Below are 15,903 nucleotides of genomic sequence, written 5' to 3' on the forward strand. Positions count from 1 at the left end.
TGTCGTTTTTAAGTGATAATGATTATCATTACTAATGAAGAACGAGTTTGAGAGGAGAAAAGATAATAATGAAAAAAATCATAGGGGTAACATCAGTCCTTGCGACATGTGCAATTTTAGCTGCATGTGGAGGGGAAGCAAGCGAACAGCCAGCTAAGCAGACAACAGCCGTCCATACGGTCGAACATATTTTCGGGAAAACAGAAGTTCCGGATAATCCGAAGAAGGTCGTCGTCTTATCGCACGTCTCATGGGAAGGCTCACTGGTTTCAGTCGGCGTTAAACCGTATGCGGTCATGGCGTATGACAATGAGTTTCCGCCCCACTTGACGGAAGAACTGCAAGGAACGAAAGCCTTACCATATGCCGACGAAATTAATCCGGAAGAAATCGTTAAGCTCAATCCGGATTTACTGATCATCAGCGACCGTTACAAACCACTTTACGATAAACTGGCAAAAACGATTCCGACTGTCGCAGTCGAAGTCGGCGGGGACTGGAAAGAAGATCATTTGAAAGTTGCGGAAGCTGTCAACAAAAAAGCGGAAGGGCAGGCAGTCATCGATGACTTGTCGGAAGAAGCGAAGAGTATCGGACAACGCATCAAGGATAGTGTCAAAGACGAAACGTTTATGGCCGTATCGGTCAATAAAAAAGATATTCGCGTTTACGGTCTGACAAATCATGCGACAAACTCATTGTTGTTTGACGATATCGGATTAACACCGACGAAAGGTTTACCAAAAGATTTCGGGGAGAACATTTCCATCGAAGGATTGGCGAAATACAATCCGGACCATATCATCGATCTGTCCTACTTCAGCAGCGGTCCTTACTACGATGAAGTAACAAACGGAAAGGTCTGGAAAGGATTAACGGCAGTTAAAAAAGATCAAGTTCATCAGCTATCAACGACATGGGGCTTCTGGGATCCGATTGAACGTGAAAAAGGGTTAAAAGAACTGGAAGACGTCTTACTGAAATAATCAATTACAGAGCAGGAAGAGGAACGGGGAAACCCGTTTTTCTCTTTTCTTACAATGAGAATCGTTATCAATTGATGGAAGGATAGTGGCAGTCATGACAACACGAAAAGAACGTATCGATGAGATTGCAACCCGGGCAACGCTCCAGGCATTTGCGAATAGTTATCTCCGTGAAGTCAAAACAGTTGATTGGTTCATTCCGAAAGAGGAGGAGAGAGAGAAGTGCGGTAAGAGTGGTTGCCGAATTGATGTGACAACAGTCTATATCCTCGAAATCCGTCATCGTTCACGCATTGGACGACATGAAATCGGGCGGATTTATCGCCAGACTTCGAGCGGATGGGTGGAAGAAGCACCTCTTGTCTTCATCATAGCGTGTTGCCAACATCTTCAACGGCTTGTACCGGGATTAACGGATTTACTATACCGGGTCCTCGATAGCCATCGGGTGATGTGTCAAGTCATCACACATCAGTTGGACGAGACGACGCGAGCTCATACATTCCTTGAACATGAACAGACAGTTCGGTTCGGACATTGGTTTCACCCGACGCCGAAAAGTCGGGTGGGAATGCATGACTGGGAACAAATTGCATATGCTCCGGAATTTAAAAACGGTTTCCAACTCGATTATTTTGCCGTCGATCGGACTTTACTGATTGAGGAAAGTGCGACGGATCGGCTGATCAGTGAGCAGATGTGCAAGCAACTCGAATCAACGGTAAAACTTTCAGCTGGGGAAGCGCTTCTGCCGGCACACCCTATGCAAACTCAGTTTTTGTTGACGCAAACGACTGTTAAAGCATTAGTGGCACACGGACGGATTCGCCACCTCGGGCAGCTCGGTCCACTGTATTATGCGACATCTTCAATCCGGACGGTTTTACATACCGACGGCCTGCACATGTTGAAGTTTTCAATTCCCGTCCAGGTAACGAATTCACGACGAGTCAACAAACGACATGAACTAACGGCAGGGATAGTCATGAAACGTCTCGCCGGGCATTTGACGTTGCCCCGAGGATTTTCAATTACGCATGATCCGGCATACGCCACACTTTGGACGGATACGGAAGAATCCGGTTTTGAAGTAATTTACCGGGAAGCACAAGCCGACGCGGTCAATGTCGCTGCACTCGTCCAGGAACCGCTGGAAAATGAACCTTCCGTTTTGATGTCGCTCGTCCTCGAAGCGAAACAAGCGGATCAGTCATTGGAAGAAGCTGCATGGGACTGGTTTGCAACGTATATCGAACTGACACTCGGGGCGTTGCTCGAGTTGTACGACAACTACGGCATCGCGCTTGAGGCACACCAACAAAACAGCCTGATTACTGTTGAACAGGGACGGCCTATCCGTTATCAGTTCCGCGATAACCAAGGGTATTATCTCGCCCTGTCCTGCGAAGAGAAATTATTGTCTTTGGAACCATCATTGGATCAGGCACGAGAACTGTTTTATGACGAGTCGACGATTGAGGAACGGTTAACGTATTACATGGTCTGGAACCATTTGGGCGGACTGCTTCACCGTTTTGACCGAGACGGACTCTTACGGGAACAGGACATGCTCGATTGGCTCGGAACTTGGCTTGATCAACGACAGCAAACATTGTCCGGTCCGGCTCAAGACTGGATTCACTATGTCCGCTCACGTCAGACGCTACCGTACAAGGCGAACTTGCTGACACGTCTGCATGCACTCGACGAGCTGGAAGTCAGCGGGGAGCGGGTCATCTTTATTGAAATCGCTAATCCATTACAACGGGAGGTCCCTCATGAGGCAAACGAGCGAACAACGTGTCTGCAAACAACTTCTTGAAGCACTTTTATTCGAACGGATCGAGCCGTTCAGTGAACATCCGCGACAAGACGGCAATGCGACGTTTCGATTCATCCGTCCCCCGTATGAACTGACGATTAACGGGAGGCGTGGGGCATTTGACCGGATTTGGCTCGAACTTTCTACAGGTGTGCTGACCAAAAACAATCAAGTTCAACCGATGACACTGGCGCAAATCATCGCGTGTTTTCAAATTAAGGATTCGCTCCGGCAAGAGCTCGAGCAAACGGTCGCGCTTGATGAGAGCTGTCCCGTCCCCATCGTTGCACGAACGCAAATGACATACAGTGCTTTAGAGCAGGCGTTAATCGAAGGACATCCGTATCATCCATGCTTCAAGTCCCGCATCGGATTTTCGCGCGCCGATCATTGGCGATATGGACCGGAGTCGGGACAGCGGTTTCGTTTACGGTTCGTCGCACTTCCGGCTACTACTGTCCACATGACACAAATGAATGGCGTGATGGAACAGGCATTCGGTCAAGCGACCCTTGAGTGCTTGAATGCACTTCTAATCCGCGCAACAAATGATTCCGCCGATTATCAAATTGTTCCGGTCCACCCGTGGCAATGGAGATGCGTCGGGATGGACGTCCTCGAGTCGGGCGGCATTGACCTTGGAGAAAGCGGTCCCCTGTTTCAAGCGACTCAATCAATCCGGACTGTTTTCCAACCAGGCGTACCGGATGCTCCGCATATTAAGCTCCCGCTTGATCTCATCCAGACGTCGGCGAGACGGACGTTTGACGTCCCGAGCATTGTTGCGGCACCGGTGTTATCCGATTGGCTGATCAGAAGAGCGGAAAAGCTTCCCGTAACGTTGCTCCGCGAATTCGCCAGTCAGGTCGTCGAGACGAAGGACGGAAAATTATCAGGCCGCATCGGCTGTCTCTATCGCGACAATGTCCTGACGAATGTCACAGCTGAGGAAACAGTCATCCCTTTTACGGCGCTTGCCCTCAACGAAGCGAACGGGGGACTGTTTCTTGACCCGTGGTTCAAGAAATACGGGATGGAACAGTGGGTAAAACAGTTTCTGACCGTTTATTTACAACCGGTCTTCCGTCTCGTCGCCGAAGAAGGGCTTGCTCTCGAAGCACATGCCCAAAATAGTTTACTCGTGTTAAAAGACGGCTGGCCAACGCGACTAATTTTGCGGGATTTTCATGATAGCGTCGAATATGTCGGGAAATTTGTCCGGCATCCGGAGGAGATACCTGATTTTAAGACCATCCATCCCGCTTTTAATTCGCCGGTCGGGACATATTACGAAATGAAAGACGTCGAGGCATTACGCGAGCTCGTCAGCGATACGGTATTTGTATTTCATTTGACGGAATTATCGCATCAGTTGGAGGACAAGTACGGCTTGAAAGAAACAACATTTTTCAAATGGGCTGCCGCGGTACTCGACCGACTCGAGCTGTCGCCGGATCGCTTTGCCGCCTTAGGATTCGGCGAAGCGACCATGTACACGGAGTCCCTCTTCGCGCGTAAATTCGAGACAGGGCAGTGCCGGCATCTTGTTTGCAATACATTATATACAAGGACGCAGAAGGGAAGCGAAACGCATGTTATACATTGAAGAGACGCTTTATACCGAACAAATGCTGACAGATCATCCCGTTTGCCAGTTAAGTTGGCTCGCTGACCCCGGGACTACAGTTGTTGCAGTTTGTACTAAAGACACGGCAGCCTGGATTGCCTTTTGTTTACTTATGAAAAGAACACAAGGAACGGTCGTACCGCTTCATCCGGACTTACCGGAAGCCGGTGCACGCGATATGGCGGAACGAGCAGGGTGTGACTTTTTAATTTATGGTGATTTTCAACAACCGGTTCGATTGACGCAGGCAAAACCTCGTCCGGGAGGTCTGATTCAATTCAGCTCCGGTACGACCGGAGAGGCGAAAGTGATTCACCGGACATGGTTGTCGATTGAACAAGAAGTGACAGCATACAATCAATGTTTTCCGTTACCGCATGCAACAGGAACGATTGTCGCCTGTCCGACATCACATTCATTCGGCTTGATTTGCGGTGTCATGGCGACGCTATATCGGGGGGCAGTACCCGTCATTCTCGAACATACGGCACCGCGACATGTCTTGCGTGTCTGTCGGGCACATCCGGATGCGATTTTGTATGCGGGACCGGGGCTTGTCTATCTGCTCAGTCAATTTAAGCAGCGGCTATTTGCAGTGATGATTTCCGGTATGACGTTGCCGAATAGTTGGTTTGAAGCGATTCAGGACGTGACCGATCATCTTTTACAGCAATACGGATGCTCAGAAACCGGTTGCATCGCATTACACCCTGATCCGAAAACAGCGCAGGCGATTGGCTATCCGTTACCACATCTTCAAACGGAGGCTGGAACTATAAATCAACCGGCTGAATTGCTAGTCGAATCAGATGGAACCTGGACGGGTACGAAGGATTTGGTCGGAGCGTCGGAAAACGGCGAATTGTTCTTCTTCAGCCGGTTGGACGAAATGATAAATGTATCTGGTCTATCCGTTTATCCAGCAGATGTTGAAGATGTATTACTACGTCGCGCCGACGTCAACGAAGCCGTCGTCTTTAAGAAAAGTGATCGTCTGCAAGGCGAACGAGTCTGTGTCCAGATCGTCAGTTCGGCGACCGAGGAGACATTACGTTCGTTTTGCCATGCGCATCTTGCTCCACATCAATGTCCGACTGACTGGACGTTTGTTACGGAAATAAAAAAACTGCCGAACGGAAAAATCAGTCGAATCCGACTGGGGGTGACGTCATGAGTTCCTTCCTCGACCAGCAAAGATTTCATCAAATCGTCGAGGCGCAACTCGATGTCATCTTACCGATCGTAGTGACGGGACAGGAGCGGCTTCGCGATGAACTGCAACTGGATTCGATGCGGTTGTTGCAGTTGCTCGTTCATCTGGAGCTTGAATACGGTCTCGTTCTAGCCGACGAGCAACTCGGACAGCTTCCACAGATGACGGTTGAAATGTTCTTAGCTGCGCTAACAAAAAAGGAGGTGCTTTAATGATAAAAGTTCACTGTCTCGTCAGTTGTGTCTGTGAAACAATCAAACGGTCGCAAGCAGATCATCGTCCGTATTATTTCGGGATTTGGGACGCCGACTTTGGCTTGACGTCCGATTTTGTTTTATCGCATCATGCCCCGGAGATTAATCATGAAGCGATGCTCGAGTGGTACCGGTTACTGTACGGGATCACAGTCCATCAGTGGTATGACCGGACCCTGTCACGGGCTACGAATATCATGAACCTCGAACGACTCATGAAAACGAAACGACCGGAACAATCGATTATCGTCATGCTGGATCTCGCGCAGTTACCGGAGCGGGAAAACAAGTTTCACCATGACGTGTTTCCACATTATGTGATGCTTGAACCAACGGATGACGAAGAGACATGGCGGATGATGGACCCGGATTTTAGATATGAAGGTGAAATGGATCGCGTACGGATCATCCAGGCAATCGATCAGCCGACTGTCGCCGGAGGGTTCTGGTTTGACGGGAGTCACGTCAAACTTCCGGATCGGGAAACGGTCGCAGCTTACTTCATGAGTGGTCTCAAGCGGCACCACCCGTTGACGGAAGCAGTCGGAAAAATTGTCTCGCATCATAAGAAAACACCAAATCGCTTACCTTCTTCGCTAAAACAACTTCCGGTCATCGCGATCCGTAAATATGCCTATGAACATGCTTTTGCTTATTTTTATGAACAGTTAGGTCTCGATTTAGGCTCTTCCGATTTCGACGGGTGGTGTGATCGAATCGAACGACTCGTCAATCAATATACTGTCATCCAGCACCGGACAATTAAATACAGTATGACGTGCGATCCAGCTGTTTTGACTGAGATTCAAGCGTTGCTCGCAGATCAGGCGATCTTAGAAGATACGATCAAACAACAGCTCATCGGATTATTTAACGAATACTGCCGGAAAGAAGGGGAAACAGATGAAAATTGCACTGTGTACCATCAGCTATCGCCATCATCTCCGCTCGTTTGACGACTTATTATCCTACGCATTGGCGGAGCAGTTTGATGCGTTAGATGTTTGGGGGGTTCATGCGAAGCATTTACAAGACGATGAAATATTGCGTTTACGCGAGCATGCTATAGAGGTCAGTATGCTGAGTCATTATCTATCGTTTGACGCACCATTATCGGTGTTGCTTGAACAGACGAAAGCGTTATCCCGTTTAGGACAACGAATCGGAACAAGGCGTATTCGGATTTTTGCGGGCAACAAGTCAAGTCAGCAGTTGACCGAACCGGAACGGGTCCGGCTCGTCTATCAGTTGCAGGGCGTTTGTAAGATTTTAGATCAAAGCAAGCAACTGCTGTTAATTGAAATTCATCCAAATACGGCAGCGGACACGATTGAATCGACGGAACGGTTAGTACGCGAAGTGAACCATCCGGCTTGCCGGCTGAACTTTGATGTGTTGCATGTCGTCGAATCAGGTGCTGATCCGGTCACTGCTTACCGTCGTCTTGAACCAGTCATCGAACATCTTCACTTGAAGTCGATTGCCCGGACGGATCAATTCGAAGTCTTTAATCCGGCAAACGTATATGCGGCAGGTGGAACACGTGACGGTATGGTACCGCTGTTTGATGGAATCATTGATTACGAAAGATTTTTCGAAGAACTGAAGCAAGCGTTAACATTGAAAACGGCCAGTCTTGAATGGTTCGGTGATAGTCCGGATGAACAATTAAAAACAGATTGTCGTAAAGTACGCGATGTATTAGAAAAATCACAACTGCAGTTCATGTAATGGTCATACAGATCAGCGTTTAAGAAGCGGCGCGAACAGGGAAACACTATTGTGTACGTCATTGTTTCGTGTTTTCTCGGAAAGGATGTTGATTATGTCAGAACGTGTCTTCATCAGCCCAAGCAAGTACGTCCAAGGAAAAAACGTCATCGACCGGCTCGGTACATACGTGAGCCCGTTCGGAGATAAAGCTCTGTTGATCGCAGACGATGTCGTCTTTAAAATCGTCGGGCAACGGATTCATGACTCCTTTGAAACAGAAAAAATTGGTATCGAACAAGTCGACTTTAGTGGGGAAGCATCGCGCCATGAAGTCGAACGGATCACGAAGCAGGCGAAAGAAGCGGACGTCCGCTTTGTCGTCGGGGTCGGCGGCGGGAAGACGCTGGATACGGCGAAAGCCGTCTCGGACGAACTGACGGTGCCTGTCGTCATCGTGCCGACGATTGCTTCGACCGATGCACCGACGAGCGCGTTATCAGTCATTTATTCAGACGCCGGGATTTTTGAGAGCTATCGCTTCTATAAAAAGAATCCCGATCTTGTCCTCGTCGATACGAAGCTGATCTCGGAAGCACCGGCGCGATTCTTCGCGTCCGGGATTGCCGACGCGCTCGCGACCTGGGTCGAGGTCAGAAGTGTCATCGCATTCGGCGGGAAGACAATGGCCGGTGGTCGGCCGACGATTGCGGCGGAAGCGATCGCGAAACGCTGTGAGGAAGTGTTGTTCGAACATGGTCGACTCGCGTATGAGTCGGTTCAAGCAAAAGTCGTTACGCCGGCTCTTGAAGCAGTCGTCGAAGCGAATACGTTACTGAGTGGACTTGGTTTCGAAAGTGGGGGACTAGCCGCGGCACACGCGATTCATAACGGCTTCACGGCGCTTGACGGTGACATCCACCACTTGACGCACGGGGAAAAAGTTGCATTCGGGACGCTCGTCCAGCTGGCGCTTGAGCAACACAGTCAAGAAGAAATCGAGCGGTATATCGCATTTTATATGGATCTCGGGTTACCGGTCACGCTCGAAGACGTCAAACTCAAAGATGCCTCGCGCGACGACATCTTGAAAGTCGGGGAAGCGGCGACGGCAGATGGTGAGACAATCCATGATGGATTCGATGTGACGGCGGAAGAAGTGGCTGATGCGATCATCGCCGCGGACCGTTACTCGAAAGCCTATCAAGCAAAATTAAAATGAGTCAGAAAACAAACACCCCCGACCGGATGTGGTCGGGGGTGTTGTCTTATAAGTAATCGAGCGGATTGACACTGCTTGCAGCGGAGGTTGCGCTGTAGACATATGTACCACGATGAAGCTCGAAATGAAGGTGTGCTCCGAAAGCATTCCCTGTTTCGCCGACCGTTCCGATCAGTTGTCCTTGCGAGACCGTTTGACCGACGGAGACGCTCCGGCTGTTTAAGTGAGCATAGAGGCTTGTGAAGGAAGATCCGTCAATTGTATGAGTCATCATGATGTAGTTCCCGTACGCGCCGTAGTTTTTAGACGTCGTGACTTTACCGGCAGCTGTCGCATAGACGGGCGTTCCTTTTGCTGCACCATAATCGATGCCGTTATGGAACGTATAACCGTAAACGCCGCTCGCTGCCCCGTAACCTTGTGTAATCGGTCCGCTTGTCGGTGTGACGAAATCTTTTGAGGCTTTACTAGCACCTGAATTCGTTAATTTTAAGACCGCGTATTTTTTTACATAGTCGGCGTGCACATAACGCTTATCGCCATTATAAAGGAACTTAATCCAGTCGCCTTTTTTGCCGAGGTAGCGGTACGTTTCTCCACTATCGACCGAACCGACCTGCTGGCTGCTTGTCGAAGAACTTGTACGGACACGAAGGTTATCCGCCATTACCTTGATTTTATAATAACGTGTGACTGAATATTTTTTGACATAAGACGAAGAAACATACACTTTACTTGATCCGTATAAAATTTTTGTCCAGTTGCCGGTACGCCCGAGATACTTGTAGGTTTCTCCCTTAGCAACACCCGTAATGACGCTTGATGAAGTAGAGGGGCCGGTCCGGACGCGTAAACCGTCATCCATGACTTTAACTTTATAGTAAGTTGTCGCAGCATCGACTTTCGGGACTGCAAATGTTGTCAGTCCAGCTACTGCAATGGCAGATACTGTTAAAGTCGTTAATAATTTGTTCATCTATGTATGTCCTCCTTGAAAATCAACACGATAGGTTAGTTGTTTGTTGAAAATATGTTCTACTAAATTTCATAAATGAGTATAACATTACTTAAAATGTTTAAATATTACATTAACATTTCGGAAATGTTTCAATAGAATATATTTAAGCTATCCAAAAATAACATATGACATTTATTGGTTTTTCTATATATATCAACACATTTTAGATGTTTAAAAAATGTTCATACACTGGGGAATTAATAAAAAAGTGTGACAAGTTGAGGTCGTTTAAGATAAAGTTGAAATGGAAATAATAGTATTTTTTAAAATTTGAATTTTTGTAATTTTGATGTTTAAAAAATTTTTTAAGTTTTCAAAATAGGAATCCAAACAAAAAAGACACCTGATTAGAGGTGCCTTTCTTTGGTTTAAAGTAAGTTGAGTGGGTTGACACTACTTGCGGCTGAAGAGCTGCTGTAGACGTAGCTGCCACGATGAAGTTCGAAGTGAAGGTGAGCACCGAACGCATTACCTGTGCTACCGACTGTTCCGATCTTCGTTCCTTTTGCAATCGTTTGACCCGCATAAACTTTACGTGAATTGAGGTGGGCATAAACACTTGTGTAGGTTAAACCGTTCACCTTATGTGACATCATGATGTAGTTTCCGTACGCGCCTTGATATTTTGAGGAGATGACTTTCCCAGTGGCTGTCGCATAGACAGGAGTTCCTGTCTTCGCTCCGAAGTCGACACCGTTATGGAACGTATATCCGTAGCGGCCGCTTGCATTGCCATAGCGTTGCGTCAGAGTCCCGCTTGTCGGGCGAATAAAGCTAGACGAGACGGATGCTTTTTTTGCAGTGCTAGTTTTAGACTTGAGGCTGTACTTTTTAACGTATCCTGAGTATACGTAGCGTTTTTCTCCACCGTAGATGATTTTCGTCCAGTTTCCTTTACGTCCAAGGTACTTAAACGTTTGGCCCGAGTTGACGCCTCCGATGATCCGGTATTTTGTTGAAGGGCCGGTCCGAACGCGAAGTCCGTCTGCCATGACTTTTACTTTATAAGAAGTACCAGCCGCTTCAACCTTACCTGTACCCGTAGCTGCAAATCCTGAAACGACAAGCGCGCTCATCGTCATAGTTGTCAAAATACGTTTCATGTTGTAAATCCTCCTGATGTGAAAACAAAGTGACGGGTTAATGAAAAATGAAATGACTGAGTCATTAAATAGGATGTGTTGTATATAGAGTAGATTGAGTTAGTAGAGTGAGTGGTGCTTTCGAACAAACTGAGTATAGCATTCGGAATTTACAAATCGATATTTCAATTTTATTTCTAAAATATCTTTAGATAATATATATTGTAATCTTCGTTTTGAGATAATTACGCAATCCCTTGAGACGAGGGTTTGTCTATGTCATCTGTTTGACTTTTTTATTACAAAGTCAATTATGGGAAATTATGATATTGTATCGAAACATAACAAAGGAGTGTGGAACAGTTGGATATTAACTTTAAGTTTGAGAAGCAACGATTCAATCACCGGGCGGCTGCCGTGATCGTCAAGGAAGGGTGTCTCTTAATTCATCGGAATATTCGAGATGCTTTTTGGGCATTACCAGGGGGACGGATTCAACTGATGGAGAGTGGGGAGACAGCGGTTGTCCGTGAAATCAAAGAAGAATTAGGATTAGAAGCACAAGTTAAACGTTTTTTGTGCGTTCACGAAAATTTCTTTACATATGAAGACGTCGCTTTTCATGAAGTCGGTTTTTATTACGAAGTCGAGTTGTTAAATGAGATCAATGTGACGACGGAAGATTTTTACGGTGTCGAGGGCGAGGAACTGATTTACCGGTTCGTCCCGATCGACGAATTGCCATCCATCGAATTCTATCCCCTACAGTTAAAAACGATGCTGAAGACAGGTGAGTGGGACCGTCTAATAAAAGAATGAATTCCTGGAGTAAGACTTGTATGCACCCTTTTTTGAAGGGGATTCTGGCTGTAGACAACGTGCGATTGGGAGATCAAGCGTCTTTTTTCGTTGCTTTCCCCGGGCGAGGCGCAAGTCGTCTCGAATCGCTTAGAACCGCGAAAAGCAATCGGTCGCGACTCTGCAGCTTTGCTGTAGTGGTGCGGAAGATTGCCGCTTTGAAGACGAGGCGAGACAAAGCAGCGCGAACGGATTGCCTCTTTTTATAGCCTGTTCATGTTTCATAAGAGTTTGTCTGTAGTCTGTATCCCCTTTTTGAAGGGGAATTTTTTTATGGAATGACGTTTATTCATACATGGCAAGGGAATGTTAACTAAGGAAGTCAATTATCACAGTAGAGGGGATGAGTGAGATGCGCGAAAAGCAACTGAGGGATATGCATGAAGAAGCAAAAGGGCAAACACAAGATCATCAACCAGGAATCGAGTCCGAAATGAATCCTGAACCGATTTATGACGATCCCGAGTATGTCGGCTCCGGGAAGCTGAAAGGGAAAGTCGCGCTTATCACTGGTGGTGACAGCGGGATTGGTCGCGCCGTCGCGGTCGCTTACGCAAAAGAAGGCGCAAATGTCGCGATCGTTTACTTAAATGAAGGACAGGACGCGGAAAAAACGAAGCAGTTAATTGAAGGGTACGGAGTTAAGGCCCTTGCATTTGCGAAAGACGTCAGCCGTCCGGAAAATGCAAAACCAATCATTGATCAGGTACTTGAGGAATTCGGTCAACTGAATATTCTCGTCAACAACGCAGGAAAACAATTTCCGCAAGATGATTTTTTAGACATCACACCGGAACAGTTGCAGGAGACGTTCGAAACGAACATCTTCTCGATGTTTTATTTGACGCAGGCTGCCGTACCGCATCTTAAAGAAGAAGATACAATCATCAATACGTCGTCCGTGACGGCTTATCGCGGGGCACCGACGTTGATCGATTATTCGGCGACAAAAGGGGCGATTACGACGTTAACACGTTCGCTTGCATCGAGCCTCGTCGAAAAAGGCATTCGTGTCAATGCCGTCGCACCGGGTCCGATTTGGACACCGTTAATTCCGGCGACGTTCTCGAAAGAGAAGGTCGAAGCACATGGGGAAGACACGTTACTGAAGCGTCGGGGACAACCTTCAGAAAATGCTCCAGCTTATGTTTACCTCGCGTCACGCGACTCGAGTTACGTCACGGGACAAACCATCCATATCAATGGCGGCGATTATATTACATCATAAGGAGGTCTTTTTTATGAAGAAGAATCCGAACGAAGTACCGGAGCACGAACCGAATCACGAACCGAATGAAGTGCCGGGAACACCACCGTCGGAAATTCCGGACACGCCGCAAGAAGATCCAATCCGTCAGCCGGAGCCGGATACGTTCCCGGAACCGACAGAAATACCGGATGCACCACAAGAAGATCCGACACCGTATTGATGGTAGCGATGACCTAACTAGCTGATTGACACCGATTGCTTTTACTTATGGGGAGGTAACAGTATGACGAATAAAAAAGAAGAACAAATGAAGGCGCACCAAATCGATAACACGAAAAAAGCGGGACTGACGACGAATCAAGGGTTGAAAATGGCGGAAGATGAATTTTCGCTAAAGGCAGGACTACGGGGACCGACATTGATTGAAGACTTCCACTTTAGAGAGAAGATGACACACTTTGACCATGAACGGATTCCGGAACGAATCGTCCATGCTAGAGGTGTCGGGGCACATGGTGAATTTCAGGTATACGAACCGCTAGCTGAGATTACGAAAGCGGGCTTTTTGAACGATCCCTCGAAAACGACACCGGTCTTCGTCCGTTTTTCGACGGTCCAAGGGTCACGCGGTTCAGGAGATACGGTCCGTGATGTCCGTGGTTTCTCGACGAAGTTTTATACGGATGAAGGCAACTACGATTTAGTCGGGAATAACATTCCGGTATTCTTCATTCAAGATGCCATCAAGTTTCCTGATTTCGTCCATGCCGTCAAACCGGAGCCACATACGGAAGTTCCGCAAGGCGCAAGCGCGCATGATACGTTTTGGGATTTCATCGGTCAAAATCATGAGACTGCACATACGGTCATGTGGGCGATGAGTGACCGTGGAATTCCACGGAGCCTTCGGATGATGGAAGGGTTCGGCGTCCATACATTCCGACTCGTCAACGCACAAGGGAAGGCGCACTTTGTTAAGTTCCACTGGAAACCAAAACTTGGTGTTCATTCGCAAGTCTGGGATGAAGCACAAAAAGCACTTGGTAAAAATCCTGATTTCCACCGCGTTGATTTATATGAAGCAATCGATAAGGGGGATTTCCCGGAATGGGAGCTCGGACTGCAATTGATTGCGGAAGAGGATGAGTTCAAGTTCGATTTTGACATTCTCGATCCGACGAAACTATGGCCGGAGGAAGAAGTACCGGTCCGACTCGTCGGTAAAATGACATTGAACCGCAATGTCGACAATTTCTTTGCGGAAACAGAACAAGTAGCGTTCCACCCAGGACACATCGTTCCGGGAATTGATTTTTCAAATGATCCGTTGTTGCAAGGGCGGTTGTTCTCATATACGGACACACAGTTGTCCCGACTCGGAGGACCGAACTTCCATCAAATCCCGATCAATCAGCCGGTTTGTCCGTACCATAACAATCAGCGGGACGGCATGCATCAGATGGCGGTCCATAAAGGACAGACGAGCTATCACAAAAATGGTTTGAATGAAAATCAGCCTGAGCCTGTCCCGGTCGAAGAAGGCGGTTTTGAACATTACCAGGAAAAAGTCGACGGCCATAAAGTGCGTGGCCGGAGTGAAAGTTTCCTCGACTTTTATTCACAGGCGAAGCTCTTTTACAACAGCATGACTGCTGTTGAACAACAACACATTCGTGATGCCTACAGCTTCGAGCTCGGAAAGTGTGAATCTGATGTTGTCAAAACGAATGCCGTGGATTTGCTGAATCATATCGACCATGCCCTCGCGAAAGAGGTTGCGGAGAACATTGACGTTGCGGTACCGACGACGGATGAAGGGGTTCAATCAGAGAAACGCTCAGATGCCCTCAGTATGGAACATACGATTCGAAAAACGGATACGCGCAGTGTTGCTCTGTTGCTTGCAGGGGACGTGGATGCAAATCAGGTGAAGGCGTGGGTCGAAAAACTGGCGGAGCATAACATCAATTACAGCCTCGTTGGTAAAAAAGCCTATACACTAGGTGAAATGAAAGTAAAAGAAACGTATGATACGGTCGATTCAAGTTTGTTTGACGCCGCATTCTTAATCAGCGCATCTTCAAAAGTAGCGGACGACGTGCTCGAATTTATCGAGAACACGTATAAACATGCTAAACCGCTGGCGTTACATCTCCATGATGACTCAGTACTCGATAAGTGCCGTGTTGAAACGGATCAACCGGGTGTCTTCTTATTCAAAGAACATAACTTGGATCATTTTGATTCGTTCATCGAAGGCATCGCCCAAGCACGTTTTTGGGACCGGAAATAAGAATAGTCAAGGACTTCCAGCGTTGCGGGAGGTCCTTTTGACGTCGTCAAAATAACGTATGACTTCAATCATTATGTAGATAAGGCTCTTTTTTTGATGCAGACGCTTCACCCCTTTATAAAAGAATCGTATAAGCCTTTGGTAAATGACAAAATAATCAAAAAAACAGGAACTTTTTAGGTGGGTATCCGTAGAATAGGTTAAACAAAGGGGGAAGTTCGGATGGAAATCATTTTGGGGATCATTGCAGTCGGGGCAGCATTTTGGTTTTTCTTCAGTTACTTACTTGGCTTCAAAAAGAAAAATATCACGATGACGTTTGACGATCGTTTTTATACGCTCGATGAGCATGTCAAAGCAATTGAGCAGAAATTAAAGCAGGACGGAAAACAGGTCGAGTACTTAGGAAACCGCCGCTTTTTAGTAAGCGGGAAACGTTATCTTTTCGTTGAACGGACGGTTTCGATGTCTGGTGTTCCGATGCAACAAACGATTTTAGAGTTTGAAAAATAATCGAAAAAGCACGATGCCGTCCTGGAAGAAAGGGGCATCGTGCTTTTATTATGGGTATGAATAGAAGCTCAAACGTTAGTTTCCCTTTCGTACTA

15 protein-coding genes are annotated in these 15,903 nt (G+C 47.2%); 13 read left to right on the top strand and 2 right to left on the bottom strand.

Annotated features, from left to right (window positions below):
* Positions 1-68: 68 nt before the first annotated feature.
* The 8 genes from A0126_RS05870 (at position 69) to A0126_RS05905 (ending at position 8,834) form a co-directional block, all read left to right on the top strand.
* Positions 69-986 (top strand): ABC transporter substrate-binding protein, encoded by a 918-nt coding sequence (locus A0126_RS05870; protein WP_088836819.1) that lies wholly within the window; start codon positions 69-71, stop codon positions 984-986.
* A gap of 94 nt (positions 987-1,080) precedes the next feature.
* Positions 1,081-2,808 (top strand): IucA/IucC family protein, encoded by a 1,728-nt coding sequence (locus A0126_RS05875; protein WP_088836820.1) that lies wholly within the window; start codon positions 1,081-1,083, stop codon positions 2,806-2,808.
* A complete protein-coding gene (locus A0126_RS05880; RefSeq protein WP_162288269.1) occupies positions 2,765-4,414 on the top strand; it encodes an IucA/IucC family protein in 1,650 nt (549 codons plus the stop codon). Before A0126_RS05875 ends, A0126_RS05880 begins: the two co-directional genes overlap by 44 nt.
* Positions 4,401-5,609 carry an AMP-binding protein gene (locus A0126_RS05885; protein ID WP_088836822.1) on the top strand — a complete coding sequence of 403 codons (1,209 nt, stop codon included), beginning with the start codon at positions 4,401-4,403 and terminating at the stop codon, positions 5,607-5,609. The genes A0126_RS05880 and A0126_RS05885 overlap by 14 nt, the downstream gene beginning before the upstream one ends.
* Positions 5,606-5,860: a phosphopantetheine-binding protein gene (locus A0126_RS05890; RefSeq protein ID WP_088836823.1), complete on the top strand. Its 255-nt coding sequence runs from the start codon at positions 5,606-5,608 to the stop codon at positions 5,858-5,860. The genes A0126_RS05885 and A0126_RS05890 overlap by 4 nt, the downstream gene beginning before the upstream one ends.
* Complete coding sequence (locus A0126_RS05895) at positions 5,860-6,858, top strand: DUF6005 family protein (protein ID WP_204251422.1); 999 nt, start codon at positions 5,860-5,862, stop codon at positions 6,856-6,858. Before A0126_RS05890 ends, A0126_RS05895 begins: the two co-directional genes overlap by 1 nt.
* A complete protein-coding gene (locus A0126_RS05900) occupies positions 6,806-7,633 on the top strand; it encodes a sugar phosphate isomerase/epimerase family protein (RefSeq protein WP_088836824.1) in 828 nt (275 codons plus the stop codon). Before A0126_RS05895 ends, A0126_RS05900 begins: the two co-directional genes overlap by 53 nt.
* Positions 7,634-7,727: 94 nt before the next feature.
* A complete protein-coding gene (locus A0126_RS05905) occupies positions 7,728-8,834 on the top strand; it encodes a glycerol dehydrogenase (RefSeq protein ID WP_088836825.1) in 1,107 nt (368 codons plus the stop codon).
* A gap of 46 nt (positions 8,835-8,880) precedes the next feature.
* Here A0126_RS05905 and A0126_RS05910 read toward each other — a convergent pair whose 3' ends face one another.
* Together A0126_RS05910 and A0126_RS05915 are read right to left on the bottom strand one after the other, a co-directional pair.
* A complete protein-coding gene (locus A0126_RS05910) occupies positions 8,881-9,810 on the bottom strand; it encodes a peptidoglycan DD-metalloendopeptidase family protein (protein WP_088836826.1) in 930 nt (309 codons plus the stop codon).
* Positions 9,811-10,220: 410 nt separating this feature from the next.
* Positions 10,221-10,955 carry a peptidoglycan DD-metalloendopeptidase family protein gene (locus tag A0126_RS05915; RefSeq protein ID WP_088836827.1) on the bottom strand — a complete coding sequence of 245 codons (735 nt, stop codon included), beginning with the start codon at positions 10,953-10,955 and terminating at the stop codon, positions 10,221-10,223.
* A 333-nt stretch (positions 10,956-11,288) separates the two neighbouring features.
* Here A0126_RS05915 and A0126_RS05920 point away from each other — a divergent pair, with 333 nt between their 5' ends.
* From A0126_RS05920 to A0126_RS05945, 5 genes are all read left to right on the top strand, one after another.
* The gene (locus tag A0126_RS05920) at positions 11,289-11,753 is read left to right on the top strand and encodes an NUDIX hydrolase (protein ID WP_088836828.1); all 465 of its coding nucleotides are present in this window, start codon (positions 11,289-11,291) and stop codon (positions 11,751-11,753) included.
* A 391-nt stretch (positions 11,754-12,144) separates the two neighbouring features.
* Positions 12,145-13,020, top strand: coding sequence for an SDR family oxidoreductase (locus A0126_RS05930; RefSeq protein WP_088836830.1), 876 nt, complete (start codon positions 12,145-12,147; stop codon positions 13,018-13,020).
* Positions 13,021-13,033: 13 nt separating this feature from the next.
* Positions 13,034-13,222: a hypothetical protein gene (locus tag A0126_RS05935; protein ID WP_029333410.1), complete on the top strand. Its 189-nt coding sequence runs from the start codon at positions 13,034-13,036 to the stop codon at positions 13,220-13,222.
* A gap of 63 nt (positions 13,223-13,285) precedes the next feature.
* Positions 13,286-15,295, top strand: coding sequence for a catalase (locus A0126_RS05940; RefSeq protein ID WP_088836831.1), 2,010 nt, complete (start codon positions 13,286-13,288; stop codon positions 15,293-15,295).
* Positions 15,296-15,517: 222 nt separating this feature from the next.
* On the top strand, positions 15,518-15,808 hold the full coding sequence (locus A0126_RS05945) for a hypothetical protein (protein ID WP_029333417.1): 291 nt from the start codon (positions 15,518-15,520) through the stop codon (positions 15,806-15,808).
* Positions 15,809-15,903 lie beyond the last annotated feature (95 nt).

The sequence above is a fragment of the Exiguobacterium sp. N4-1P genome (assembly GCF_002214325.1).

Coding starts and splice junctions, on each gene's coding strand:
- A0126_RS05940 (WP_088836831.1), top strand. CDS start 13,286: ATGACGAATAAAAAAGAAGAACAAATGAAGGCGCACCAAATCGATAAC.
- A0126_RS05875 (WP_088836820.1), top strand. CDS start 1,081: ATGACAACACGAAAAGAACGTATCGATGAGATTGCAACCCGGGCAACG.
- A0126_RS05890 (WP_088836823.1), top strand. CDS start 5,606: ATGAGTTCCTTCCTCGACCAGCAAAGATTTCATCAAATCGTCGAGGCG.
- A0126_RS05905 (WP_088836825.1), top strand. CDS start 7,728: ATGTCAGAACGTGTCTTCATCAGCCCAAGCAAGTACGTCCAAGGAAAA.
- A0126_RS05930 (WP_088836830.1), top strand. CDS start 12,145: ATGCGCGAAAAGCAACTGAGGGATATGCATGAAGAAGCAAAAGGGCAA.
- A0126_RS05945 (WP_029333417.1), top strand. CDS start 15,518: ATGGAAATCATTTTGGGGATCATTGCAGTCGGGGCAGCATTTTGGTTT.
- A0126_RS05880 (WP_162288269.1), top strand. CDS start 2,765: ATGAGGCAAACGAGCGAACAACGTGTCTGCAAACAACTTCTTGAAGCA.
- A0126_RS05910 (WP_088836826.1), bottom strand. CDS start 9,810: ATGAACAAATTATTAACGACTTTAACAGTATCTGCCATTGCAGTAGCT.
- A0126_RS05885 (WP_088836822.1), top strand. CDS start 4,401: ATGTTATACATTGAAGAGACGCTTTATACCGAACAAATGCTGACAGAT.
- A0126_RS05870 (WP_088836819.1), top strand. CDS start 69: ATGAAAAAAATCATAGGGGTAACATCAGTCCTTGCGACATGTGCAATT.
- A0126_RS05900 (WP_088836824.1), top strand. CDS start 6,806: ATGAAAATTGCACTGTGTACCATCAGCTATCGCCATCATCTCCGCTCG.
- A0126_RS05915 (WP_088836827.1), bottom strand. CDS start 10,955: ATGAAACGTATTTTGACAACTATGACGATGAGCGCGCTTGTCGTTTCA.
- A0126_RS05895 (WP_204251422.1), top strand. CDS start 5,860: ATGATAAAAGTTCACTGTCTCGTCAGTTGTGTCTGTGAAACAATCAAA.
- A0126_RS05935 (WP_029333410.1), top strand. CDS start 13,034: ATGAAGAAGAATCCGAACGAAGTACCGGAGCACGAACCGAATCACGAA.